Source organism: Pseudomonas sp. B1-22 (genome assembly GCF_050474425.1).
GTDB lineage: Bacteria > Pseudomonadota > Gammaproteobacteria > Pseudomonadales > Pseudomonadaceae > Pseudomonas.
Window position 1 is genome coordinate 769,957 of sequence record NZ_JBCHVH010000003.1, and the last position, 21,802, is coordinate 791,758.

Here is a 21,802-nt window from a genome sequence, read left to right on the forward strand (position 1 = left end):
TCTTTGTTCGGCGGGCAGGCTACCTGCGCGCACAGTCGCCGGCAAGCCGGCTGCCACTGGGGACAGTTACCAGTCTAGAGCTGCGCGTCTTCCAGTGTCAGGCTGTGGGGGATGGCGTTGGCATCCCAGTGCGCGATGCCCCAGGCGAGCACCTCGCGCGGCGCGGCCATGAGCAGGTCTGTGGGCGGATTCTGGCCCAGCGCCTTGAGTGCGCGTACCAGCAGCGGGGCGGCCTGCTCGGCCTCCAGCGGTGGCGAGCGGTAGGACTTGCCCAGCTTGTTGCCGTCAGGCTGGACGATCAGCGGCACGTGCAGGTAACGCGGCGCGGCAATGCCGAGCAGTTCCTGCAGGTAGAGCTGGCGCGGCGTGTTGTCCAGCAGGTCGGCGCCGCGGACGATATCGGTAACACCCTGCCAGGCATCGTCCAGCACCACCGCCAGCTGGTAGGCGAACAGCCCGTCGCGGCGGCGGATGATGAAGTCGCCCACCTCGCGGCCCAGGTGCTGGCGAAACTCGCCCTGCAGGCGGTCAGTGAATCGGTACTCCAGCTCTGGCACGCGGATGCGGATGGCGACGTCGCCATGCCAGTCATGCTGTGCATCGCGGCAGGTGCCCGGGTAGATGCCATGGGTGCCTTCGAGCTGCTTGCGTGAACAGGTGCAGGCGTAAGCCAGGCCGCTGCGCAGCCATTGCTCGACCTGTGCGGCGTAGGCGCCGCCACGCTCGCTCTGGCGCTCCACCGGGCCGTCCCATTCGAAGCCGTAGCGTTCGAGCGTTTCCAGGATCGCTGCCTGGGCCCCCGGCATCTCCCGTGGTGGGTCGAGGTCTTCCATGCGCACCAGCCAGGTGCCGCCCACTGCGCGCGCATCCAGATAGGAGGCCACCGCAGCCACCAGTGAACCGAAGTGCAGGTAGCCGCTGGGCGTGGGGGCGAAGCGTCCGACGTAGCGGGAGGCGGGCATGGCGTCTCTTTGGCTTTCTATTAGGAGCGGGGCGCAGAAACGAAACGGGGCGCCGCAGCGCCCCGTTCGGGATCAACCAGGCTCAGGAGCCCAGCTGCTTTTCCTTGATTTCCGCCAGGGTCTTGCAGTCGATGCACAGGGTGGCGGTGGGGCGGGCTTCCAGACGGCGGATGCCGATCTCGACGCCGCAGGAGTCGCACCAGCCGTAATCGTTGTCTTCGATCAGCTGCAGGGTCTCGTCGATCTTCTTGATCAGCTTGCGCTCGCGGTCGCGGGCACGCAGCTCGAGGCTGAACTCTTCTTCCTGGCTGGCACGGTCGGCCGGATCCGGGAAGTTCGCCGCTTCGTCCTGCATGTGATGCACGGTGCGGTCCACTTCTTCCATCAGCTCAACTTTCCACTTGTTGAGGATGGAGGTGAAGTGCGCGCGCATGCGATCGCTCATGTACTCCTCGCCCTTGGTTTCCTGGTAGGGCTCGAAGCCACGAATCAGTTGGCTGCTCTGTTGTTTTGCTTTGGTGGGCATGGATGACCGCCTCTCACTCTCGCTAATCCTCTCGCGGATGGTCCTTCTCCGGCACTGCCGGCCCCGCGCTCGCAAGCGGGCGAACTTACCAGAACGATTCCCGGGACGCTACTCCCGGTTGTCGAGCCTGCAAGTTCCCGCACATGACCTGGCGACCTGGTCGCCGACTCGATGGACGCTGTTGTCGAGTTTTTTGCAAACCTCTGCACGATCCTCCGCTTTTGCTGGTAGATCGTGCATTTTCCAGGTAAGGCCGCCGGTATTCGGTGGTCCACCTGTGTCGCTCGGTGGCCTGTTAGAATCCTCGCCTTGTCGTAAAGTTCGGAAAACCTATGGCTACTTCCTACAGTGCACGCAGTCGCGCCATCGAGCCCTTCCACGTCATGGCGCTGCTGGCGCGCGCCAACGAGTTGCAGGCCGCGGGCCACGACGTCATTCACCTGGAAATCGGCGAGCCGGATTTCACCACCGCCGCACCGATCATTGCCGCCGGCCAGGCCGCGCTGGCCAATGGGCACACCCGCTACACCGCGGCGCGCGGCATACCGGCGCTGCGCGAGGCCATTGCCGGCTTCTACGCCGAGCGCTATCGGCTGTCGATCGACCCGCAGCGCATCCTCATCACACCCGGCGGCTCCGGTGCGCTGCTACTCGCCAGCAGCCTGCTGGTGGACCCGGGCAAGCACTGGCTGCTGGCTGATCCGGGCTATCCGTGCAATCGCCACTTCCTGCGCCTGGTGGAAGGCGCCGCGCAGCTGGTGCCCGTGGGGCCGGAGAGCCGCTACCAGCTCACGCCCGACCTCATCGAGCGGCACTGGGATCATGACAGTGTAGGCGCTCTTGCGGCATCGCCGGCGAATCCTACGGGCACGGTGTTGCATCGCGATGAACTGGCTGCGCTTTCGGCCACGCTGAAGGCGCGTGGCGGCCACCTGGTGGTCGACGAGATCTACCATGGCCTGACCTATGGCACCGACGCCACCAGCGTGCTGGAAGTGGATGACGACGCCTTCGTCCTCAACAGCTTCTCCAAGTATTTCGGCATGACCGGCTGGCGCCTGGGCTGGCTGGTGGCGCCCATTGATGCGGTCGGCGAGCTGGAGAAGCTGGCGCAGAACCTCTACATCAGTGCGCCGAGCATGGCCCAGCATGCCGCGCTGGCCTGCTTCCAGCCGGAAACCATGGCGATCTTCGAGGCGCGCCGTGCCGAGTTCGCCCGCCGTCGCGACTACCTGCTGCCGGCGCTGCGCGAACTGGGCTTCGGCATCGCAGTGGAACCCGAAGGCGCCTTCTACCTTTATGCGGACATCAGTGCCTTTGGCGGCGACGCCTACGCGTTCTGCCAGCACTTCATCGAAACCGAGCACGTTGCCTTCACCCCCGGCGTGGACTTCGGCCGCTACCAGGCCTCGCACCATGTGCGCTTTGCCTACACCCAGAGCGTCGAACGCCTGCAGCAGGCCGTTGAACGGATCGCCCGTGGCCTGAAGAGCTGGCGTCCCTGATGCGTTTCGAGCCGGCACTGATCGAGGCGCGCCTGATCAAACGCTACAAGCGCTTCCTGGCGGACATCGAGACCGCCAGTGGCGAACGCCTGACCATCCATTGTCCGAACACCGGTTCGATGCTCAATTGCATGAGCGAAGGATGCCGGGTCTGGTTCAGTCGCTCGAATGACCCCAAGCGCAAGCTGCCGGGCACCTGGGAGCTGGCGGAAACCCCGCAAGGGCGGCTGGCCTGCGTGAATACCGGGCGTGCCAATCGATTGGTGGAGGAGGCGTTGCTCGCTGGTGTCGTGACCGAACTCGCAGGCTTCGATGAACTGCGCCGAGAAGTGGCCTATGGGCAGGAAAACAGCCGTGCCGACTTCCGGCTGATGTATGCCGGCAAGCCGGTGTATGTGGAGGTGAAGAGCGTGACGCTGGGCTTTGACGGCACCGCAGTCGCCGCTTTCCCGGATGCCGTTACCCTGCGTGGCGCCAAGCATCTGCGCGAGCTGGCGGCGCACGCTCGCGAGAGCATGCGTGCAGTGCTGTTGTACGCGGTGAACCTGTCCGGCATCGAGGCGGTGCGCCCGGCGGCGGAGATCGACCCGGTCTACGCCGCGTCGTTGGCGGAGGCGCGTAACGCCGGGGTGGAAGTGCTGGCCTATGGGGCACGGATCGATACGCAGGAGATTTGCCTGGAGCGGCCGTTGAAGGTGTTGTTGTAGCCCGGATTTCGCTGCGGGGATTGTTCGCGAGCAAGCTCGCTCCTACAGGTCTGCGCTGTGCTGCTCTTCGTAGGAGCGAGCTTGCTCGCGAACCGGCCCAGGCACGGCTTCCGCGCTAGGCCTCGTCCAGCTCATCCAGCCAGATGCCCTGCTCATCCTCATGGCAGGGCAGGGCCTCCAGCACATCCCCGAGGCATGGTCCCTGGATGCATTCGCCGGTCTCGATCAGGAACAACGCCCCATGGTGGCCGCACTGCAACAGGCGGCCGCTGGCATCGAGAAAGTTCTCCGCGTCGTAGCCCAGCGGGATTTCCCGGTGCGGGCAATGGTTGCGATAAGCGTAGGCGCGGCCTTGGCGGCGCACCACGAAAAGGTTCAGGCCGGCGGCCTTGAAGCCCCGGCTCTGGCCTTCGGCCAGTTCATGCGGGGAGCAGAGCAGGATCATCCGGGTTCTCCATCCAGGGCGGGCATTATCCGTGCGCGGATGGCGGGACCGGAAGAGGGTGCACGTCCGTGTGCAGAAGAGGGGGCGGTCCGGTTGGCCATGACAGGGCAAGTGGACCCCAGGTAGGGCTTTAGTCGGAGCGGGGCGTCGGAAATGCTCGTCGCCCGCCGCTCGGGCCAGCGAGGCGCAGTCGCCAGACGTGCAGGGGAGAATGGTTTCGTCGATGTTGTGCCAGGGGCGCAGCCATGGCCGGAGCACTTCGCTGCCGACGCCATCGCGGGGCGACATAATACCTCAGGCGGAATCATCGTTGATGGATTGGCCAGTCTCGCCCGCGCCTTTTATCCTTCCGCGCAGGCCCTGAACCCGGAAGGTCGTCCTTGACTCGGATCGTTGCTGCTCGACCGCTGTTCCTACTACTCGGTTTTCTCCTGCTGCTGGTTGTCTGGCTGTCGCTGGCCCTCGGGCCGGTGAGCCTGCCCCTGGGCGATACGCTGCGGGCACTGGCGCGCCTGGTTGGGCTGCCGGTGGCCGCTGGCGAGTCGGGCCAGGCCGAGTTGATCGTCGGCCAGATTCGTCTGCCGCGTACCCTGCTGGGCGTTGCCGCCGGCGGGGTGCTGGCGCTGGCCGGCGTGGCGATGCAGGGGCTGTTCCGCAATCCGCTGGCCGATCCCGGCCTGATCGGCGTTTCCAGCGGTGCGGCACTGGGCGCGGCGATCGCCATCGTCTTCGGTGCGTCCATCGGCGGGTTGCCGGAAGCCTTCGCTCCCTACCTGCTCTCCGTCTGCGCTTTCGCCGGCGGCCTGCTGGTGACGGCGCTGGTCTATCGCCTGGGGCGGCACAACGGGCAGACCAACGTGGCCACCATGCTCCTCGCAGGCGTTGCGCTCACCGCGTTGGCGGGAGCGTTGATCGGCCTGTTCACCTACCTGGCCGATGACGCCACGCTGCGTTCACTGACCTTCTGGAACCTCGGCAGCCTGAACGGTGCCAGCTATCCCCGGCTGTGGCCGTTGCTGCTGATCACGCTGCCGGTGGCCTGCTGGCTACCGCGCCGGGTGGATGCGCTCAATGCGCTGCTGCTCGGCGAGTCGGAGGCGCGCCATCTGGGCTTCGACGTCGAACGCCTGAAGGTCGAGCTGATCCTTTGCACGGCACTGGGCGTTGGCGCGGCGGTGGCGGCGGCCGGCATGATCGGTTTCATCGGCCTGGTGGTGCCGCACCTGTTGCGCCTGATCGTCGGGCCCGATCACCGGGTGCTGCTACCGGCTTCGATCTTTGGCGGTGCCATCCTGTTGTTGCTCGCCGATCTGGTGGCGCGGTTGGCGCTGGCGCCGGCGGAGCTGCCGATCGGTATCGTCACCGCGTTGATCGGTGCGCCGTTCTTCCTTTACCTGCTGATAAGGGGGCGCTCCTGATGCTGACGGCGGAAAGCCTGCTGGTGAAGCGTGGTGCGCAGACTGTCCTGCAGGGCGTGAGCCTGGCCTTGCGGCCGGGTGAAGTGCTGGGCGTACTGGGCCCCAATGGCGCCGGCAAGAGCACCTTACTGGGGGCTCTCAATGGCGATCTGCCGCTGTCCGCTGGTGCGGTGAGCCTCGATGGGCGTCCGCTGTCTGCATGGCGAGGTACTGATCGGGCGCGCCGGCTGGCGGTGTTGCCGCAGTCGTCGACGCTGAATTTCGCGTTCACCGTCGAAGCGGTGGTCGGCTTCGGGCGCCTGCCCCACGACAGCGGCCGCCAGCGCGATGGCGAAATCGTGGCAGCGGCACTGGAGGCCGCGGATGCCGCCCATCTGGCCGGACGCAGCTACCTGGCGCTCTCCGGGGGAGAACGCCAGCGTGTGCACCTGGCGCGCGTGCTGGCGCAGCTCTGGCCGGGCGGGGCGGAGCAGGTCCTGCTGCTGGACGAGCCCACCTCGGCGCTCGATCCGCTGCATCAGCACACCACGCTGCACGCGGTGCGCGAGTTCGCCAATCGCGGCGCGGCGGTGCTGGTGATCCTGCATGATCTGAACCTGGCCGCGCGTTACTGTGATCGCCTGCTGTTACTGCATCAGGGGCGGCCGCAACTGCAGGGAACGCCCGAGGAGGTGCTGCGCGCAGAGCCGTTGCGCGCGGTGTTCGGGTTGGACGTGCTGGTCCAGCGCCATCCCGAGCGCGGCCATCCGCTGATCATCGCCCGCTGAATGGAGCTCAAGTGAAGTACCTGCTGATCACGTTGCTGGCGCTGCTGTCTGCCTGCCAGAGCCACACTTCCGCGCCGCCGCCGCTGCCGGCCTGGCAGAGCCCGGAGGGGCGTGACAGTGCCGAACTCGGCGTCATTCGCAACCTGCACAGCGGCGAGCAGCTCACCCCGCAACAATTGCTCGACCGGCTAGCCGCGGCGCCGCGCGTGCTGGTGGGGGAGCAGCACGACAATCCGGATCATCATGCCCTGGAGCTCTGGCTGGCGCGCGCCCTGGCGGAGCGCCGCCCCAGTGGCAGCGTGCTGATGGAAATGCTCAATCCGAACCAGCAGTCGCGGGTTGCCGCCGCGCAGGCCGCCGCGGCCAGGGGCGAGGCGCCGACGGACCTGATCGGCGCACTCGCCTGGCAGCCGGGCTGGGACTGGTCGCTCTACGGCCCGCTGGTGACCTGGCTGGTAAAGCAGCCGGCGCCGTTGCTATCGGCCAACCTGGATCGTAGCGAGATCATGCGCATCTATTCCGAGCAGCCACGGCTGGAGGGCTCGCGCTCCACGACGAATACCGTGCGCGACAGCCTGCTGGATGACATCCGCGAATCCCACTGCGGCCTGCTGCCGGACAGCCAGTTGCCGGCGATGCTGGCGGTACAGCAGCAGCGCGACCGGCGCATGGCCGAGCGCCTGAAGGCGGCGCCTGGCCCGGCACTGATGATTGCCGGTGGTTTCCATGCGCGGCGCGATCTGGGTGTGCCGCTGCACCTTGAGGACCTGGGCGCGGAGCAGGGGCTGCAGGTGCTGATGCTGGCGGAAGTGGGCAAGGCGGTGGCGCCGGGGCAGGCGGATTTTGTCTGGTACACACCGGCGCTGCCGCCGACGGACTATTGCGCGGCGCTTCGTCGGTAACGCAAGCCGCAGTCATGGATGGGGTCTTCGGGCCCGTCTCCATGGACGGTTTTCATGCGGGCAAAAAAAGACCCGGCAAAGTGCCGGGTCGAAACCGTGATTAGCCTGATGAGGAGATAATCCGAAGAGTCCGACTGCGTGGTCTCTTGAGCTTATCCGACTGGCCTCGCGGCCAGTGAGTTAATAATAACCATTATCAATTGAGAGTCAATGCTTTTTTATTCCCATGGTCGAGGTTCGAGGTTGCGCATAAAAACGCAGGCAAAAAAAAGACCCGGCAAAGTGCCGGGTCGAAACCGTGATTAGCCTGATGAGGAGATAACCTGAAGAGTCCGACTGCGTGGTCTCTTGAGCTTATCGTCTGGCCTCGCGACCAGATGACTCAATAATAATCATTATCATTTGAGAGTCAACCTCTTTTCGCGGAGTTTTTCGCGATTGCGAAACATCCTCCCGAAAAACGAAAAGCCCGGCGCAGGGCCGGGCTTCTGGCAGAGGCTTGACCTCAGCTGCCCTGGCGCTGCACGCGCAGCTGGGTGACTTCCTTGTTCAGCAGGTCGATGCGTCGGGCCATGCCTTCGATAAGGCTGTGGGCGATACGCGGGTTGCTCTGCATCAGGCTGAGGAACTGGTCCTTGGGGATGACCATTACTGTGCACGGCTCGCTGGCGATGACCGAGGCGCTGCGCTTCTCGCGGGTGAACACGGCCATGGCGCCGAAAATCTCGTCCTTCTGTACGTCGCCGACCTTCTGCCCGTCGACAAAGGCTTCCGCGTGGCCCTCGATGATGATGAACACATGCTCGGCGTCATCGCCCTGCTGGATCAGCTGCGCGCCGGCGGCGAAGTGCTGGAAGCCGGTGGCCGGGCGGATTTCCGGCTGCTTCAGATGCGCCAGGGCGTCGGAGAGCAGGGCGGTATGGCCGATCAGGTAGTGCAGGAGCAATTCCTGGCGGGGGCCATCGGCATGGATATGGCCGAGCACCTCGCTGCGCGAGTACGGGATCAGGCACAGCGGCTCTTCGGTGACGTAACGGCAGGGCGGCAGATCGATGCCCGCGCGCAGGCCGATCAGGTCGCCTTCCTGCAGATAGAACAGCGGTCGCTCGTCGACCAGGGCATGGACCAGGCCATTCTCGATGAGAAACAGTTGCTGGTCGGGCAGTTCGGCCTCGAGATCATCGGAGCGCTCGAGGCGGATCGGTTCGCCGCAGGGGGCCAGGCCAGCGAGCAGTTGCACCGGAATTCCCTGCAGGCGGTTGATCAGCTCATCGGCATAGGCAGGTTGTTCACCGAGTAGGTACATGGCCGTAATCCTTGAATGGCGGCAGTCGAGGGCGCACGAAGGGCCCTGAGACCATAAGCGGGCAGGTACTTTTGCGTAAAGATTTTCCCACGGAGCTTGTGAGCTAGCTCTTGTTCCTCATCGGGAAAGTCTCAAGCTCGCCCAGAAGCGCGGCTTTGTGCGCAGGAGGAAGGTCATTCCAGTGCACGTCGAGCAATGCCCCTTCAATGGCGTACAGCAGTACCTTCGATGCTCGGAAACCACGGGCCCTGACCGCCCGGTAAGCGCCAACGGCGCCCAGGCGGCGCAGGTCGGAGGCACTGTGGATACCGACGGCATGCAGCCATTGAGCGGAGGTCTTGCCAAGATTCTTCAGGTGCAGCAGTTCGTCGTTCATCGTCGGTCCTTGCGATGCGGCACGATCGGACAGGGGCGCGCGGCCGAGAACTGCTCATAGCGGCCGGCTATACACAAGGCAAGTGTAGCGTGGCTTTGTGATATCGCCCTGCGCGAGCGGCAGGGCGGCAGAGGGCCTGGAGGCTCGGATCGGAGCCGCCGTGCTGGCGGCTCCGATCGCGAGGGTCAGAGCCCCGGCAGGCGCTGGCGGATGCTGGCGACCAGGGCGTCCAGGCTGGCGGCGTCCGGGGTATCGACGCGCTTGCTGTGTTGCTGCTCTTCGTCGCTGAGCGGCTCGCGGGCGGCCAGCTGGGCCTGGATGGTCTCCAGGGTCGCATCCGAGGGGTCGTTGCCTTCGCTCTCGCGCTGTGCCAGCCAGCCGGCGATAACGCTTTCCGGCGCGTGGCAGTCGAGGATGAGGAAGGGCACGCCGGTTTCCTCGGCCATCTTCCAGGCGGCTGCACGCTGGTCGCGCTTGAGGAAGGTGGCGTCCATCACCACCGGGTAGCCGGCGCGCAGGATGTCCGCCGCCAGGCTATTCAGGCGCTGGTAGGTCGCAGTCGTGGCATCGGCGGAATAGATGCCGCTCTGGTGCTGGCCGCGCTGCTCTGCGCTCTGCTCGCCGAACAGGCGCTTGCGCTCGACGTCGGAGCGCAGGCGGATGGCGCCCAGGGCCTCTACCAGACGCAAGCCTACCTGGCTCTTGCCGACGGCCGACACGCCAAGGGTCACGGCGAGGAAGCGCGAGGGGATGGCGCTATAGCTTTCCGCCAGGTTGGCGTAGTTGCGGTACTGGCGCAGGGTCGCGGCCTTCTGCACGGCGTCGGTCTGGTGCGCCAGGCTGAACAACGCGATCTTGGCGCGGACCAGTGCGCGGTAAGCCTTGTAGAAATTCAGCAGGTCCAGGGACTGGTAGTCGCCGGTGTATTCCAGGTACTGGCTGACGAAGCGCCGCGACAGGCATTTCAGGCCACGGTCTTCCAGGTCCATGGCGAGGAAGGCGTAGTCGGCGGTGACGTCGGTGAAACGGAACGGTTCGTTGAACTCGATGCAGTCGAACAGCACCACCTTGTCGTCGATGATGGCGGCGTTGCCCAGGTGGATGTCGCCATGGCACTCACGAATGAAACCGTTGGCCTTGCGCGCCTCGAACACGCCGTGCAGGCGTTCGAAGCTGGACTCGGCCCAGGCCTCCAGGGCATCGAGCTGCAGCAGGTCGGCCTTGTCCGAGAGCATCGGGCGGATCTGTTCGAAGTTCTGCCGTACCGGCGCCATGCAGGCATCCGGGGTGCCCAGCGGGTGTTCGGCCGGGACCTGCGGGGTGCGCAGGTGGAAGTCGGCGATCTGCTTGGCCAGGCCGTCGATGTGTGCGGCGCCAAGTTCGCCACGGGCCTGCACTTCGCTGAGCAGCTGGGTCTGCGGGAATTCGCGGCACTGGATCATGTACTCGATGGCCGGACCTTCGCCGCCCAGGCGCGGGGCGCTCTCGCTGCCGGTGATCGGCAGGACGTCGAGGTACAGGCCCTCGGTGAGGCGCTGGTTGAGGCGCAGTTCTTCCTCGCAGAAGTGCTTGCGCGCGGCCAGGTCGGTGAAGTCGAGGAAGCCGAAGTTGACCGGTTTCTTGATCTTGTAAACGTAGGAGCCCGTGAGCAGGACCCAGGAAATATGGGTTTCGATGACCCGGAAGCTTTCGACCGGATGAGGATAGAGCGCCGGGTTCTGCAGCGCAGCGATGAGAGTCTGGCTCACGTTTTGTCCTTGTCTGTCTATTTTCGAGAGGCAGGCATTATGGCCGCTGGGTCCTGTGGTGCAAACACCGCCCGGCAACCAATCCGTCGCGCCGAGGTCGAAGCTCGGCAGTCCCGGCGCCACTTCGCGCCAGTACCCGGCAAGAACCCGGATACCGTCTGGAACGGTGTCTGTCCCCTGTGGATAAAGTACGTATAATGCGCCGCCATGACGCGTCCCCGATCTTCCAAATCCCGTAAAAAAAGCGGCAAATCGTCGCCTGCCATGCGCAAGTGGCTGGGCTGGGCTCTCAAGCTCGGCCTGGTCGGCCTCGTGGTGCTGGCCGGTTTTGCCGTATACCTCGATGCGGTTGTCCAGGAGAAATTCTCCGGCAAGCGCTGGACCATTCCTGCCAAGGTGTATGCCCGTCCGCTGGAACTGTTCGTCGGCCTGAAACTGGGCAAGGACGACTTCCTGCGCGAGCTGGATGCGCTGGGCTATCGCCGCGAGAGTGCGGTGAACGGTCCGGGCGCCGCCGCTGTCTCCGGCAACTCCGTCGACCTCAATACCCGCGGCTTCCAGTTCTATGAAGGCGCCGAGCCCGCCCAGCGGATTCGCGTGCGCTTCTCCGGCAACTATGTCGCCGGACTGAGCGGCGCCAATGGCTCCGATCTCGCGGTCGCGCGCATGGAGCCGCTGCTGATCGGCGGTCTGTACCCGGCGCACAACGAAGACCGCATCCTGATCAAGCTGGACCAGGTGCCGCCGTACCTGATCGATACCCTGGTGGCGGTGGAAGACCGCGACTTCTGGACTCACCACGGCGTTTCGATCAAGTCGATCGCCCGTGCCGTCTGGGTCAACGCCAGCGCCGGACAGTTGCGCCAGGGCGGCAGTACGCTGACCCAGCAGTTGGTGAAGAACTTCTTCCTGACCAACGAACGCAGCCTGTCGCGCAAACTCACCGAAGCCATGATGGCGGTGCTGCTGGAGCTGCATTACGACAAGCGCGAAATCCTCGAGAGCTACCTGAACGAGGTGTTCCTCGGTCAGGACGGCCAGCGTTCGGTGAACGGTTTCGGGCTCGCCAGCCAGTACTTCTTCAGCCAGCCGCTGTCGGAGCTGAAGCTGCCGCAGGTCGCGCTGCTGGTCGGCATGGTCAAGGGGCCTTCCTATTACAACCCGCGCCGCAACCCGGAGCGCGCGCTGGAGCGCCGCAACGTGGTGCTCGACGTGCTCGCCGAGCAGGGGGTGATCACTCCCGCAGAGGCCGCCGCCGCCAAGCAGGCGCCGCTGGGCGTGACCCAGCAGGGCAGCATGGCCAACGGCAACTATCCGGCCTTCCTCGACCTGGTGAAGCGTCAACTGCGCGAGGACTATCGGGATGAAGACCTGACCGAAGAAGGCCTGCGCATCTTCACCAGCTTCGATCCCATCCTGCAGATGAAGGCCGAGTCCGCCGTCAGCGAGACCTTCAAGCGTCTCGACGGTCGCAAGGGCGTTGCCGAGACCGAGACCGCGATGGTCGTGACCAACCCGGAAACCGGTGAGATCCAGGCGCTGATCGGCAGTCGCGATCCGCGCTTTGCCGGTTTCAACCGTGCCATCGACGCGAAGCGGCCGATCGGTTCGCTGGTCAAGCCGGCGGTCTACCTGACTGCACTGGAGCAGCCGAGCCAGTACACCCTGACCAGCTACATCCAGGACGAGCCATTCCAGGTGAAGGGCAAGGATGGGCAGGTCTGGAAGCCGCAGAACTACGATCATCAGTCGCGCGGCACCATCTTCCTCTACCAGGGCCTGGCCAACTCGCTGAACCTGTCCACGGCCAAGCTCGGCCTGGACCTGGGCGTACCGAACGTGCTGAAGACCCTGGAGCGTCTGGGCGTCTCGACCGACTGGCCCGCCTATCCGTCGATGTTGCTGGGCGCCGGTGCGCTGAGTCCGATGCAGGTGGCGACCATGTACCAGACCATCGCCAGCGGCGGCTTCAACACTCCGCTGCGGAGCATCCGCAGTGTGCTGGCATCCGACGGCCAGCCGCTCAAGCGTTACCCGTTCCAGGTCCAGCAGCGCTTCGACCCGGGCGCTATCTACCTGGTGCAGAACGCCATGCAGCGGGTGATGCGCGAGGGTACCGCGCGCTCGGTCTACAACCAGCTGCCGGCCTCGCTGACCCTGGCCGGCAAGACTGGTACCACCAACGACTCCCGTGACAGCTGGTTCTCCGGCTTCGGCCAGGACCTGCTGGCGGTGGTGTGGATCGGTCGCGACGACAACGGCAAGACGCCGCTGACCGGTGCTACCGGTGCCCTGCAGATATGGACCAGCTTCATGCGCAAGGCCGATCCGCTGCCGCTGGACATGCCGATGCCGGATAATGTGGTGCAGTCCTGGGTCGATCCGCATACCGGGCAGGGCACCGATGCCAACTGCCCCGGCGCGGTGCAGATGCCTTATATTCGAGGAAGCGAGCCGGCCCCTGGCGCCGGTTGCGGAATCCAGGCGCCGGCCAACGAAGTCATGGACTGGGTGCGTGGCTGGCTGAACTGATGCGAGAGGTTTGAAGTGAGAAAAGCTTGGTTTGCAGCGTCGGCGACTCTGGCGCTTCTGTCCGGTTGTGCAACTCCGCAGCACGGTGCGATCCCGGTGCAGGACTCCGGCACCTCCGTTTCCAACTCGGAGCGCGTGGGGCGTAGCGGTGGCAACTATCAGGCACCGGTTTCCGCCAGTGCCGGCCAGAGCATTCCCCAGGGCGATTCCGGCGTCACCGTGATGGTGCCCAAGGATGCAGGTGCTGCGCCGATCCAGACCTTCCCGGCGCAAACCGGAGCGGCGCCGATCAGCACCGCGCCGATGACGACCGCGCCGGGCAGTACCGGCTCGAATTATTCGCAGCAGCCGATCTCCACCAGCGGCGGCATCACCTCGAACGGTGGTTTCCAGTCGCAGACCTACCAGCAGCCGGCGTACCAGACCCCGCCTGCTGCGCAGGGCAACACCTACCAGGGCAATACCTACAATCAGGGCGGCACCTACAAGGCGCCGTCGGGTATTCCGTCGAACAACACCGGATTGGCTGCTGATGAGCAGCTCGATGGCCCGGTGCTGGCGCTGCTGACCACCGCCTCGCAACAGCAGGGCGGCGGCGATCTCAATGGCGCCGCCGCCAGTCTGGAGCGCGCCCAGCGCATTGCTCCGCGCGAACCGCAGGTGCTCTACAAGCTGGCCCAGGTTCGCCTGGCCCAGGGCGATGCCGCGCAGGCCGAGCAGGTGGCGCGTCGTGGTCTGACGCTGGCCGGCGGCCGTCCGACCTTGCAGGCCAGCCTGTGGGACCTGATCGCCAAATGCCGTCAGCAGCAGGGTGACGCCGCCGGTGCCGCCGAAGCCCGGCAGAAAGCCAAGGTGACCCTGTGATGGATGATCGACTGCCGGCGATTGCCGACCAGCTGCTGCTGATCGAGCGCGAGATGCGTGCCGTTGGCCTGTGGGGGAGTGAGAGTCCTTCGCTGGAACGGCTCTCCAGTCACGAACCGTTCTGCGTGGATACGCTGGCGCTGGAGGAGTGGCTGCAGTGGATCTTCCTGCCGCGGATGAAACAGATCATCGAGAGTGGAGCTGATCTGCCGGCCGCATCCGGCATCCGGGAAATTGCCGAGGAGGCTTATGCCACTGAAGGGGCGCGTGTACAGGTGTTGCTGGAGGCACTTGGCGCCTTCGACCGGCTGATCGGCGCGGGGCACTGACGCTGCCGCGCTGCCTCAGTTGCAGTTTGCCTGGATCGCCTTTTCGTTCTCGCCGATACGCGCCTGCCGCTCTTCTTCGGTGATGCGTCGGTACTCGCCGTTCTCTTCCTTCACGCGAACACGCGGATTGTTCCTCAGCTGAGCCAGGTTTTCCCGAGCCTGGCTGCAGTTCTGCGCGCGCTGGGCGTCCTGCTGGGCGACCTCCTGCTTCACCTTGTCGTCCACGGCTTTCTGCTTGTCGTCCGCGCTGGGAGGAACCACCGGCTTGGGTGGCGGCAGCGGGAAATTCGACTTGGGTGGTGCCGTGCTGGTGTTGACGGCCGAGGCGTTGGTGCCTTCAGGCGGCTGCGCGCCGAAGTGCGTGACTCCCTGAGCGTCCACCCATTTGTAGATCTGCGCGGCCATCACGGTCGGGGCCAGAGCGAGCAGCAGGCTGCCCAGGAAAATCGTCCGTCGCATGCGTTGTCGATCCTTGGGGTGCGGGGTCTACCAGTAACTATAACCAAATCGCCAGCTTATTCATCTGGAGAAGTTCACATCCCGGCTTCATCCAAAAGCTATATATGGCTTGACTTGACCGCTTCGTTTCAGAAGAATCCAAGGTTCGCTGCAGTGGGCCGGCCGCAAGCTGGTTTTACTCGGCAGACAAGAGGTGCTACCCGCGCCGCAAAGTTTCACCCTGTTTCGCGTTACCTCGCGCTGGGTGGAGGCTCTCCGTAACACAAACAGGAGTGTCTCCAGGTTCTGCTCATTCGGCAGTCGACGTAGCCGGCGATTACATTCGCCCATGTCTGCCGGGCAGCCATCCAAGTCGGTCCCCCACGATGGGGGTGTCCGTATATAGCGTTCTAGAGGTGACAACGTGGAACTTTTATCCGGCGCTGAAATGGTCGTCCGCTCCCTGCGTGACGAAGGCGTTAAGTACATCTACGGGTACCCGGGCGGTGCCCTCCTGCATATCTACGACGCTCTCTTCAAAGAGAACGAAGTAACCCACATCCTGGTTCGCCACGAGCAGGCCGCCACTCACATGGCCGACGGCTATGCGCGCGCCACCGGCAAGCCCGGCGTGGTGCTGGTGACCTCCGGTCCCGGCGCGACCAATGCCGTCACCGGCATCGCCACTGCCTACATGGACTCCATCCCGATGGTGGTGATCTCCGGCCAGGTAGCGAGCAACATGGTCGGCACCGACGCGTTCCAGGAAACCGACATGGTCGGTATCTCCCGCCCGATCGTGAAGCACAGCTTCATCATCAAGCACCCGTCGGAAATCCCTGAGGTCATCAAGAAGGCCTTCTACATCGCCCAGTCCGGTCGTCCCGGCCCGGTCGTGATCGATATTCCGAAGGACATGGGCGACCCGACCCAGAAGTTCGAATACAACTATCCGAAGAAGGTCAAGCTGCGCTCCTACAGCCCGGCGGTTCGTGGCCACTCCGGCCAGATCCGCAAGGCCGCCGAGATGCTGCTGGCCGCCAAGCGCCCGATCATCTACGCCGGTGGCGGCGTGATCATGGGCAACGCCGCCGAGCCGCTGACCGAAGTGGCGCGCATGCTCAACGTGCCGGTGACCAATACCCTGATGGGGCTGGGCGGCTATCCGGGCACCGACCGCCAGTTCGTCGGCATGCTCGGCATGCACGGCAGCTACACCGCGAACCTGGCGATGCACCACGCTGACGTGATCTTCGCCGTCGGTGCGCGCTTCGACGACCGCGTGATCAATGGCGAAACCGCGGCCAAGTTCTGCCCGAACGCTAAGGTCATCCACGTCGACATCGACCCGGCCTCGATCTCCAAGACCGTCAAGGCCGACATCCCGATCGTCGGCCCGGTGGACAGCGTCCTGACCGAAATGGTCGCGATCCTCAAGGAAATCGGCGAGACCCCGAACAAGGAAGCCCAGGCTGCCTGGTGGAAGCAGATCGACGAATGGCGCGGCAACCGCGGCCTGTTCCCCTACAACAAGGGCGACGGCAGCATCATCAAGCCGCAGACCGTGATCGAGACCCTCTGCGAAGTCACCCATGGCGATGCCTATGTGGCTTCCGACGTGGGCCAGCACCAGATGTTCGCGGCGCAGTACTACCGCTTCAACAAGCCCAATCGCTGGATCAACTCCGGTGGCCTGGGCACCATGGGCTTCGGCTTCCCGGCCGCCATGGGCGTGAAGCTGAACTTCCCCGACGCCGACGTCGCCTGCGTGACCGGTGAAGGCAGCATCCAGATGAACATCCAGGAGCTGTCCACCTGCCTGCAGTACGACCTGCCGGTGAAGATCATCAACCTGAACAACGGTGCGCTGGGCATGGTCCGCCAATGGCAGGACATGCAGTACAACAGCCGCTACTCGCACTCCTACATGGAATCGCTGCCGGACTTCGTCAAGCTGGCTGAAGCCTATGGCCACGTTGGCATGCGCATCACCGACCTGAAGGACCTGAAGCCGAAGATGGAAGAAGCCTTCGCGATGAAGAATCGCCTGGTCTTCCTCGACATCCAGGTTGATACCAGCGAGCACGTCTACCCGATGCAAATCCGCGGCGGTGCGATGCGCGACATGTGGCTGAGCAAGACGGAGCGTACCTGATCATGCGACACATCATTTCCCTGCTGCTGGAAAACGAACCCGGCGCGCTCTCCCGCGTCGTCGGCCTGTTCTCCCAGCGCAACTACAACATCGAAAGCCTGACCGTCGCCCCGACCGAGGACCCGACGCTCTCGCGCCTGACCCTGACCACCGCTGGTCAGGATGAGGTCATCGAGCAGATCACCAAGAACCTCAACAAGCTCATCGAGGTGGTAAAACTGGTGAATCTCTCGGAGAGCGCGCACATCGAGCGCGAACTGATGCTGGTGAAAGTGAAGGCCACCGGCGCCCAGCGCGCCGAGGTCAAGCGCACCACCGACATCTTCCGCGGGCAGATCGTCGACGTCACCAGCAGCGTCTACACCGTGCAGCTGGCCGGTACCAGCGACAAGCTGGACAGCTTCATCCAGGCCATCGGCACCGCGTCGATCCTCGAAGTCGTCCGCAGTGGCGTCACCGGCATTGCCCGTGGCGACAAGACTCTCAGCATCTGATTTGAAATACGGCCCACGAGGCCAACTGACAGGGGATTACCCAAATGCGCGTTTTCTACGATAAAGACTGTGACCTCTCCATCATCCAGGGCAAGAAAGTTGCCATCATCGGTTACGGTTCCCAGGGCCACGCCCACGCCTGCAACCTGAAAGACTCCGGCGTCGACGTTACCGTCGGCCTGCGTGCGGGTTCTTCCTCCGTTGCCAAGGCTCAGAACCACGGCCTGAAAGTCGCCGAAGTGGCTGAAGCCGTTGCTGCCGCCGACCTGGTCATGATCCTGACCCCGGACGAGTTCCAGGGCCGCCTGTACAAGGACGAGATCGAGCCGAACCTGAAGAAGGGCGCCACCCTGGCCTTCGCTCACGGCTTCTCCATCCACTACAACCAGGTCGTTCCGCGCGCTGACCTCGACGTGATCATGATCGCGCCGAAGGCCCCGGGTCACACCGTGCGCTCCGAGTTCGTCAAGGGCGGCGGCATCCCTGATCTGATCGCCATCTACCAGGACGCTTCGGGCAATGCCAAGAACGTCGCCCTGTCTTACGCCTGCGGCGTTGGCGGCGGCCGTACCGGCATCATTGAAACCACCTTCAAGGACGAGACCGAAACCGACCTGTTCGGCGAGCAGGCTGTTCTGTGCGGCGGTTGCGTCGAGCTGGTGAAAGCCGGCTTCGAAACCCTGGTCGAAGCCGGTTACGCTCCGGAAATGGCCTACTTCGAGTGCCTGCACGAGCTGAAGCTGATCGTTGACCTCATGTTCGAAGGCGGCATCGCCAACATGAACTACTCGATCTCCAACAACGCCGAATACGGCGAGTACGTGACTGGTCCGGAAGTGATCAACGCCGAATCCCGTGCTGCCATGCGCAATGCTCTGAAGCGCATCCAGAACGGCGAATACGCCAAGATGTTCATCTCCGAAGGCGCCACCAACTACCCGTCGATGACCGCCTACCGCCGCAACAACGCTGCCCATGGCATCGAAGTTGTTGGCGAAAAGCTGCGCGCCATGATGCCGTGGATCGCTGCCAACAAGATCGTCGACAAGTCCAAGAACTAAGGTCTTTTCGACATACGAAGAAACGCGGCGCTTGCCGCGTTTTTTCGTTCTGGGGCGGTGATCTGGTATAAAGCGTGGGCGCCAGGGCCGTCAGCGCAGTAGCGTGCCCCGGCGAATCTCAGCCTCAACGAGTTCTCAAGGAATCGTCCATGAGTGAAGGTCACGAGGAGCCGAACAAGGCTTCCGACACCGAAGAAAGTCTGCTGCCCATCGATGAGCACATCGAAGAGGGTCATGACGCCGAAGGCCGCAAGGTCCGCCACCGCGGTATCTACCTGCTGCCCAACCTGTTCACCACCGCGGCGCTGTTCACCGGCCTGTACGCCATCATCAATGCCATGAGCGGTGACTTCTCCAATGCCGCCATCGCCATCTTCGTGGCCATGGTCCTGGATGGTCTCGACGGTCGAGTCGCGCGCCTGACCAATACCCAGAGTGCCTTCGGCGCCGAGTACGACTCGCTCTCCGACATGGTCGCCTTCGGCGTTGCACCGGCACTGGTGGCCTTCGAGTGGGCGCTGAGCAGCCTGGGCAAGGTCGGCTGGATGGTCGCCTTCATCTATGTGGCGGGTGCCGCGCTGCGTCTGGCGCGCTTCAACACTCAGGTGGGCACGGCCGACAAGCGCTACTTCATCGGTCTGGCCAGTCCGGCTGCCGCGGCCCTGGTTGCCGGTACCGTATGGGCCTTCGCCGACTTCGACGTCCAGGGGGCCAAGGTGTCCCTGCTGGTTGCCCTGATGGTTGCTCTTGCCGGCATGCTGATGGTCAGCAACATCAAGTACTACAGCTTCAAGGACCTCGACCTGCGCGGCCGCGTGCCGTTCATGGCGATCCTGGTGGTGGTGCTGGCATTCGCCGTGGTCTTCACTGACCCGCCGCGTATCCTGCTGCTGCTGTTCCTTGCATACGCCGCCTCCGGCCCGGTGCAATACTTGTTGCAATTGCGCCGTCGCAAGCAGCCGCCTGCCGTGTAATTTCCCGCGGGCTCCGCAGTCTATTGGCGCATACAGCCAGTCGTTGCGGAGCCCGTCATGCTGATCAAGTCGTCCCGCCTTTCCGATTGCCACGAATCGGAAGTCACGCCCGAATCCCTCTATTTCTCCCGCCGTCAGTTCATGTCTGGCGCGTTGGCGGCTGCCGCGCTCTCCGGGTTGCCTCGCATGAGCCTTGCCGAGGGTGGGCGCTACGCCGATGTCGAAGCGGTGCAGTCTCCTGCCTGGCTGAGCGAGAAACTTGCGGCTGCTCGCTGGGATGCCGTCACGGTAAAGAATGAGGCGATTACGCCCTTCAAGGATGCGACGAACTACAACAACTTCTATGAGTTCGGTCCGGATAAAGGTGATCCCGCCGCCAATGCGGGAGCGCTGAAGACCGAGCCCTGGTCGGTGGTGATCGACGGGGAGGTGGGCAAGCCCGGCAAGTACGCGCTGGAAGACTTCATCAAGCCTTTTCAACTGGAGGAGCGCATCTATAGATTGCGCTGCGTCGAAGCCTGGTCGATGGTCATTCCCTGGATCGGCTTTCCGATCTCCGAGCTGATCAAGCGGGTGGAGCCGACCAGCAATGCCAGGTTCGTGCGTTTCGAGACTCTGGTGGATCGTCAGGACATGCCGGGTGTGCAGTCCAACTTTGCCCTGATCGACTGGCCCTACGTCGAGGGCTTGCGCATGGACGAGGCCATGCATCCCCTGGCCATTCTTGCCGTCGGGATGTACGGGCGGGTACTGGCTAACCAGAATGGCGCGCCGTTGCGCTTGATCGTGCCGTGGAAGTACGGCTTCAAGGGGGCCAAGTCCATCGTGCGCATCAGTTTCGTCGCAGAACAGCCGAAGACTACCTGGCAGAGCCTCGCTCCCAATGAGTACGGTTTCTATGCCAACGTCAATCCGACCGTCGACCACCCGAGGTGGACGCAGGCCCATGAGCGTCGCCTGCCCAGTGGACTATTCAGCCCCAATGTTCGTCCCACCCTCATGTTCAATGGCTATGCCGATGAGGTGGCCTCTCTCTATGCGGGCATGGACCTGAGGAAGGATTACTGATGCGCAATCCGTTATGGCGCGGCGCCGTGTTCGTTTCCGCCTTGTTGCCGCCGCTCTATTGGTTGTACCAGGCGTGGATTTTCGCCCTCGGGCCTGACCCGGGGAAGGCACTGGTCGACCGGCTGGGGCAGGGTGGATTGGTCCTGCTGCTGATCACCCTGGCGATGACGCCGCTGCAGAAGCTCACCCGCTGGAATGGCTGGATACAGGTGCGCCGGCAGCTGGGCCTGTGGTGCTTCACCTATATAGTGCTGCACCTGAGTGCCTACGCCGTTTTCATCCTTGGATTGGACTGGGCGCAGTTGGGCGTTGAGCTGCGCAAGCGTCCCTACATTTTCGTCGGCGTCACCGCCTTCCTTGGGCTGCTCGCAATGGCGGTAACCTCCAATCGTTACAGCATGCGCAGGCTGGGGACTGGCTGGAAGAAGCTGCATCGCCTGATATATGTCATCCTCGCCCTGGGCCTGTTGCATATGCTGTGGGTCGTGCGTTCCGACCTGGAGCGCTGGGTCATATATGCCGCTATCGGGTGCTTCCTGATGCTGTTGCGGCTACCGCCAGTGGCGCGGCAGCTGCCCTTGCTTCGAAGCCGTTTCATAACCAACTGAAGTTTCTTGCAGAAATCTGTTGACGGGGATTTTTCAGTCCCTATAATGCGCACCACTCCCAGCGACGAAGCGCTGAAAGAGCTTGAAAATCAAGCACTTACAGTGAATAGAAGTTGAGGGTGGTGATCAGGCAGGTGATTCACTTGTCGCTCTTCATTGGCTGCTCCGGCAGCGAACTGAAGAGAAAGTCATCGAGGTGCTTGACAGTGATTTTGATCGCTGTAGAATGCGCCTCCCGCTGATGAGAAGGTTTCCTTCACTGATGCGCAAGCGGTTGAGTAGAAAAGAGATTTTCGAAAATAACGCTTGACGGAAAAAGAGGTTAGCGTAGAATGCGCGCCTCGGTTGAGACGAAAGCCTCAGCCAAACGCTCTTTAACAAGTCGAATCAAGCAATTCGTGTGGGTGCTTGTGATGTAAGACTGATGATCGACTGATTATCAGCAACGCAAGTAACACTCGTGAATTCGAGAGTTTTAGCTCTTTAAATAGAGCATGCGATTGCTGAGCCAAGTTTAGGGTTTTCGCAAAACCCAAGCAGTATTGAACTGAAGAGTTTGATCATGGCTCAGATTGAACGCTGGCGGCAGGCCTAACACATGCAAGTCGAGCGGATGA

At 63.6% G+C, this 21,802-nt stretch carries 21 protein-coding genes and 1 rRNA gene; 15 read left to right on the forward strand and 7 right to left on the reverse strand.

The window, feature by feature from the left end; genetic code table 11:
* Positions 1 to 74: 74 nt before the first annotated feature.
* Both gluQRS and dksA read right to left on the reverse strand, forming a co-directional pair.
* The gene (gene gluQRS / locus ACQ5BL_RS15480) at positions 75 to 962 is read right to left on the reverse strand and encodes a tRNA glutamyl-Q(34) synthetase GluQRS (RefSeq protein WP_243804646.1); all 888 of its coding nucleotides are present in this window, start codon (positions 960 to 962) and stop codon (positions 75 to 77) included.
* Positions 963 to 1,044: 82 nt separating this feature from the next.
* A complete protein-coding gene (gene dksA / locus ACQ5BL_RS15485; RefSeq protein WP_015478905.1) occupies positions 1,045 to 1,488 on the reverse strand; it encodes an RNA polymerase-binding protein DksA in 444 nt (147 codons plus the stop codon).
* Positions 1,489 to 1,820: 332 nt separating this feature from the next.
* Here dksA and ACQ5BL_RS15490 point away from each other — a divergent pair, with 332 nt between their 5' ends.
* Entirely contained in the window at positions 1,821 to 2,993 is a 1,173-nt protein-coding gene (locus ACQ5BL_RS15490) for a pyridoxal phosphate-dependent aminotransferase (protein WP_243804648.1), read from the forward strand.
* The gene (gene sfsA / locus ACQ5BL_RS15495) at positions 2,993 to 3,700 is read left to right on the forward strand and encodes a DNA/RNA nuclease SfsA (RefSeq protein WP_243804649.1); all 708 of its coding nucleotides are present in this window, start codon (positions 2,993 to 2,995) and stop codon (positions 3,698 to 3,700) included. The genes ACQ5BL_RS15490 and sfsA overlap by 1 nt, the downstream gene beginning before the upstream one ends.
* A 115-nt stretch (positions 3,701 to 3,815) precedes the next feature.
* On the opposite strand, the gene ACQ5BL_RS15500 is transcribed toward sfsA, so the two are convergent.
* On the reverse strand, positions 3,816 to 4,145 hold the full coding sequence (locus ACQ5BL_RS15500; protein ID WP_207882794.1) for a Rieske (2Fe-2S) protein: 330 nt from the start codon (positions 4,143 to 4,145) through the stop codon (positions 3,816 to 3,818).
* A gap of 434 nt (positions 4,146 to 4,579) precedes the next feature.
* Between ACQ5BL_RS15500 and ACQ5BL_RS15505 the strand changes: the two genes are divergently transcribed.
* The 3 genes from ACQ5BL_RS15505 to ACQ5BL_RS15515 are packed head-to-tail and all read left to right on the forward strand — an operon-like array spanning position 4,580 to position 7,232.
* On the forward strand, positions 4,580 to 5,563 hold the full coding sequence (locus ACQ5BL_RS15505; RefSeq protein WP_243804676.1) for a FecCD family ABC transporter permease: 984 nt from the start codon (positions 4,580 to 4,582) through the stop codon (positions 5,561 to 5,563).
* Positions 5,563 to 6,330: a heme ABC transporter ATP-binding protein gene (locus ACQ5BL_RS15510; protein ID WP_243804652.1), complete on the forward strand. Its 768-nt coding sequence runs from the start codon at positions 5,563 to 5,565 to the stop codon at positions 6,328 to 6,330. Before ACQ5BL_RS15505 ends, ACQ5BL_RS15510 begins: the two co-directional genes overlap by 1 nt.
* Positions 6,331 to 6,341: 11 nt before the next feature.
* Complete coding sequence (locus ACQ5BL_RS15515) at positions 6,342 to 7,232, forward strand: ChaN family lipoprotein (protein ID WP_243804653.1); 891 nt, start codon at positions 6,342 to 6,344, stop codon at positions 7,230 to 7,232.
* A 505-nt stretch (positions 7,233 to 7,737) separates the two neighbouring features.
* Here the strand turns inward: ACQ5BL_RS15515 and ACQ5BL_RS15520 are convergent.
* The 3 genes from ACQ5BL_RS15520 to ACQ5BL_RS15530 all read right to left on the reverse strand — a co-directional run bounded on the left by ACQ5BL_RS15520 (position 7,738) and on the right by ACQ5BL_RS15530 (position 10,662).
* Positions 7,738 to 8,538, reverse strand: a complete 801-nt coding sequence (locus ACQ5BL_RS15520; protein ID WP_243809344.1) for a Crp/Fnr family transcriptional regulator — start codon at positions 8,536 to 8,538, stop codon at positions 7,738 to 7,740.
* 103 nt (positions 8,539 to 8,641) lie between these two features.
* A complete protein-coding gene (locus ACQ5BL_RS15525; RefSeq protein ID WP_207882802.1) occupies positions 8,642 to 8,914 on the reverse strand; it encodes a TfoX/Sxy family protein in 273 nt (90 codons plus the stop codon).
* A gap of 185 nt (positions 8,915 to 9,099) precedes the next feature.
* Entirely contained in the window at positions 9,100 to 10,662 is a 1,563-nt protein-coding gene (locus tag ACQ5BL_RS15530) for an AAA family ATPase (protein ID WP_243809345.1), read from the reverse strand.
* Positions 10,663 to 10,869: 207 nt separating this feature from the next.
* On the opposite strand from ACQ5BL_RS15530, the gene mrcB reads away from it, so the two are divergent.
* The 3 genes from mrcB to ACQ5BL_RS15545 are packed head-to-tail and all read left to right on the forward strand — an operon-like array spanning position 10,870 to position 14,387.
* Positions 10,870 to 13,194 carry a penicillin-binding protein 1B gene (gene mrcB / locus ACQ5BL_RS15535; RefSeq protein WP_207882806.1) on the forward strand — a complete coding sequence of 775 codons (2,325 nt, stop codon included), beginning with the start codon at positions 10,870 to 10,872 and terminating at the stop codon, positions 13,192 to 13,194.
* A gap of 15 nt (positions 13,195 to 13,209) precedes the next feature.
* Entirely contained in the window at positions 13,210 to 14,058 is an 849-nt protein-coding gene (locus tag ACQ5BL_RS15540) for a tetratricopeptide repeat protein (protein WP_243809346.1), read from the forward strand.
* A complete protein-coding gene (locus ACQ5BL_RS15545) occupies positions 14,058 to 14,387 on the forward strand; it encodes a YqcC family protein (protein WP_207882810.1) in 330 nt (109 codons plus the stop codon). The genes ACQ5BL_RS15540 and ACQ5BL_RS15545 overlap by 1 nt, the downstream gene beginning before the upstream one ends.
* 15 nt (positions 14,388 to 14,402) lie before the next feature.
* Here ACQ5BL_RS15545 and ACQ5BL_RS15550 read toward each other — a convergent pair whose 3' ends face one another.
* The gene (locus ACQ5BL_RS15550; protein WP_207882812.1) at positions 14,403 to 14,846 is read right to left on the reverse strand and encodes a DUF4124 domain-containing protein; all 444 of its coding nucleotides are present in this window, start codon (positions 14,844 to 14,846) and stop codon (positions 14,403 to 14,405) included.
* A gap of 403 nt (positions 14,847 to 15,249) precedes the next feature.
* Between ACQ5BL_RS15550 and ACQ5BL_RS15555 the strand changes: the two genes are divergently transcribed.
* The 7 genes from ACQ5BL_RS15555 to ACQ5BL_RS15585 form a co-directional block, all read left to right on the forward strand.
* Positions 15,250 to 16,980, forward strand: a complete 1,731-nt coding sequence (locus ACQ5BL_RS15555) for an acetolactate synthase 3 large subunit (RefSeq protein ID WP_207882814.1) — start codon at positions 15,250 to 15,252, stop codon at positions 16,978 to 16,980.
* Between the two features lie 2 nt (positions 16,981 to 16,982).
* Positions 16,983 to 17,474, forward strand: a complete 492-nt coding sequence (ilvN, locus tag ACQ5BL_RS15560; RefSeq protein ID WP_017516326.1) for an acetolactate synthase small subunit — start codon at positions 16,983 to 16,985, stop codon at positions 17,472 to 17,474.
* A gap of 44 nt (positions 17,475 to 17,518) precedes the next feature.
* On the forward strand, positions 17,519 to 18,535 hold the full coding sequence (gene ilvC, locus ACQ5BL_RS15565; RefSeq protein ID WP_207882816.1) for a ketol-acid reductoisomerase: 1,017 nt from the start codon (positions 17,519 to 17,521) through the stop codon (positions 18,533 to 18,535).
* A 149-nt stretch (positions 18,536 to 18,684) separates the two neighbouring features.
* Entirely contained in the window at positions 18,685 to 19,509 is an 825-nt protein-coding gene (pssA, locus tag ACQ5BL_RS15570) for a CDP-diacylglycerol--serine O-phosphatidyltransferase (protein ID WP_207882818.1), read from the forward strand.
* A gap of 57 nt (positions 19,510 to 19,566) precedes the next feature.
* Complete coding sequence (gene msrP / locus ACQ5BL_RS15575; protein WP_207882820.1) at positions 19,567 to 20,577, forward strand: protein-methionine-sulfoxide reductase catalytic subunit MsrP; 1,011 nt, start codon at positions 19,567 to 19,569, stop codon at positions 20,575 to 20,577.
* Complete coding sequence (msrQ, locus tag ACQ5BL_RS15580) at positions 20,577 to 21,185, forward strand: protein-methionine-sulfoxide reductase heme-binding subunit MsrQ (protein WP_243809348.1); 609 nt, start codon at positions 20,577 to 20,579, stop codon at positions 21,183 to 21,185. The genes msrP and msrQ overlap by 1 nt, the downstream gene beginning before the upstream one ends.
* 544 nt (positions 21,186 to 21,729) lie before the next feature.
* Positions 21,730 to 21,802: ribosomal RNA gene (locus tag ACQ5BL_RS15585) — 16S ribosomal RNA — on the forward strand; the annotation flags it as partial.

Excerpts from the sequence above, each read along its gene's own strand:
- msrQ (WP_243809348.1), top strand. The coding sequence starts at position 20,577 with ATGCGCAATCCGTTATGGCGCGGCGCCGTGTTCGTTTCCGCCTTGTTG.
- ACQ5BL_RS15525 (WP_207882802.1), bottom strand. The coding sequence starts at position 8,914 with ATGAACGACGAACTGCTGCACCTGAAGAATCTTGGCAAGACCTCCGCT.
- dksA (WP_015478905.1), bottom strand. The coding sequence starts at position 1,488 with ATGCCCACCAAAGCAAAACAACAGAGCAGCCAACTGATTCGTGGCTTC.
- ACQ5BL_RS15510 (WP_243804652.1), top strand. The coding sequence starts at position 5,563 with ATGCTGACGGCGGAAAGCCTGCTGGTGAAGCGTGGTGCGCAGACTGTC.
- sfsA (WP_243804649.1), top strand. The coding sequence starts at position 2,993 with ATGCGTTTCGAGCCGGCACTGATCGAGGCGCGCCTGATCAAACGCTAC.
- gluQRS (WP_243804646.1), bottom strand. The coding sequence starts at position 962 with ATGCCCGCCTCCCGCTACGTCGGACGCTTCGCCCCCACGCCCAGCGGC.
- ilvC (WP_207882816.1), top strand. The coding sequence starts at position 17,519 with ATGCGCGTTTTCTACGATAAAGACTGTGACCTCTCCATCATCCAGGGC.
- ACQ5BL_RS15500 (WP_207882794.1), bottom strand. The coding sequence starts at position 4,145 with ATGATCCTGCTCTGCTCCCCGCATGAACTGGCCGAAGGCCAGAGCCGG.
- msrP (WP_207882820.1), top strand. The coding sequence starts at position 19,567 with ATGCTGATCAAGTCGTCCCGCCTTTCCGATTGCCACGAATCGGAAGTC.
- ACQ5BL_RS15545 (WP_207882810.1), top strand. The coding sequence starts at position 14,058 with ATGGATGATCGACTGCCGGCGATTGCCGACCAGCTGCTGCTGATCGAG.
- ACQ5BL_RS15520 (WP_243809344.1), bottom strand. The coding sequence starts at position 8,538 with ATGTACCTACTCGGTGAACAACCTGCCTATGCCGATGAGCTGATCAAC.
- ACQ5BL_RS15490 (WP_243804648.1), top strand. The coding sequence starts at position 1,821 with ATGGCTACTTCCTACAGTGCACGCAGTCGCGCCATCGAGCCCTTCCAC.
- ilvN (WP_017516326.1), top strand. The coding sequence starts at position 16,983 with ATGCGACACATCATTTCCCTGCTGCTGGAAAACGAACCCGGCGCGCTC.
- mrcB (WP_207882806.1), top strand. The coding sequence starts at position 10,870 with ATGACGCGTCCCCGATCTTCCAAATCCCGTAAAAAAAGCGGCAAATCG.
- pssA (WP_207882818.1), top strand. The coding sequence starts at position 18,685 with ATGAGTGAAGGTCACGAGGAGCCGAACAAGGCTTCCGACACCGAAGAA.
- ACQ5BL_RS15550 (WP_207882812.1), bottom strand. The coding sequence starts at position 14,846 with ATGCGACGGACGATTTTCCTGGGCAGCCTGCTGCTCGCTCTGGCCCCG.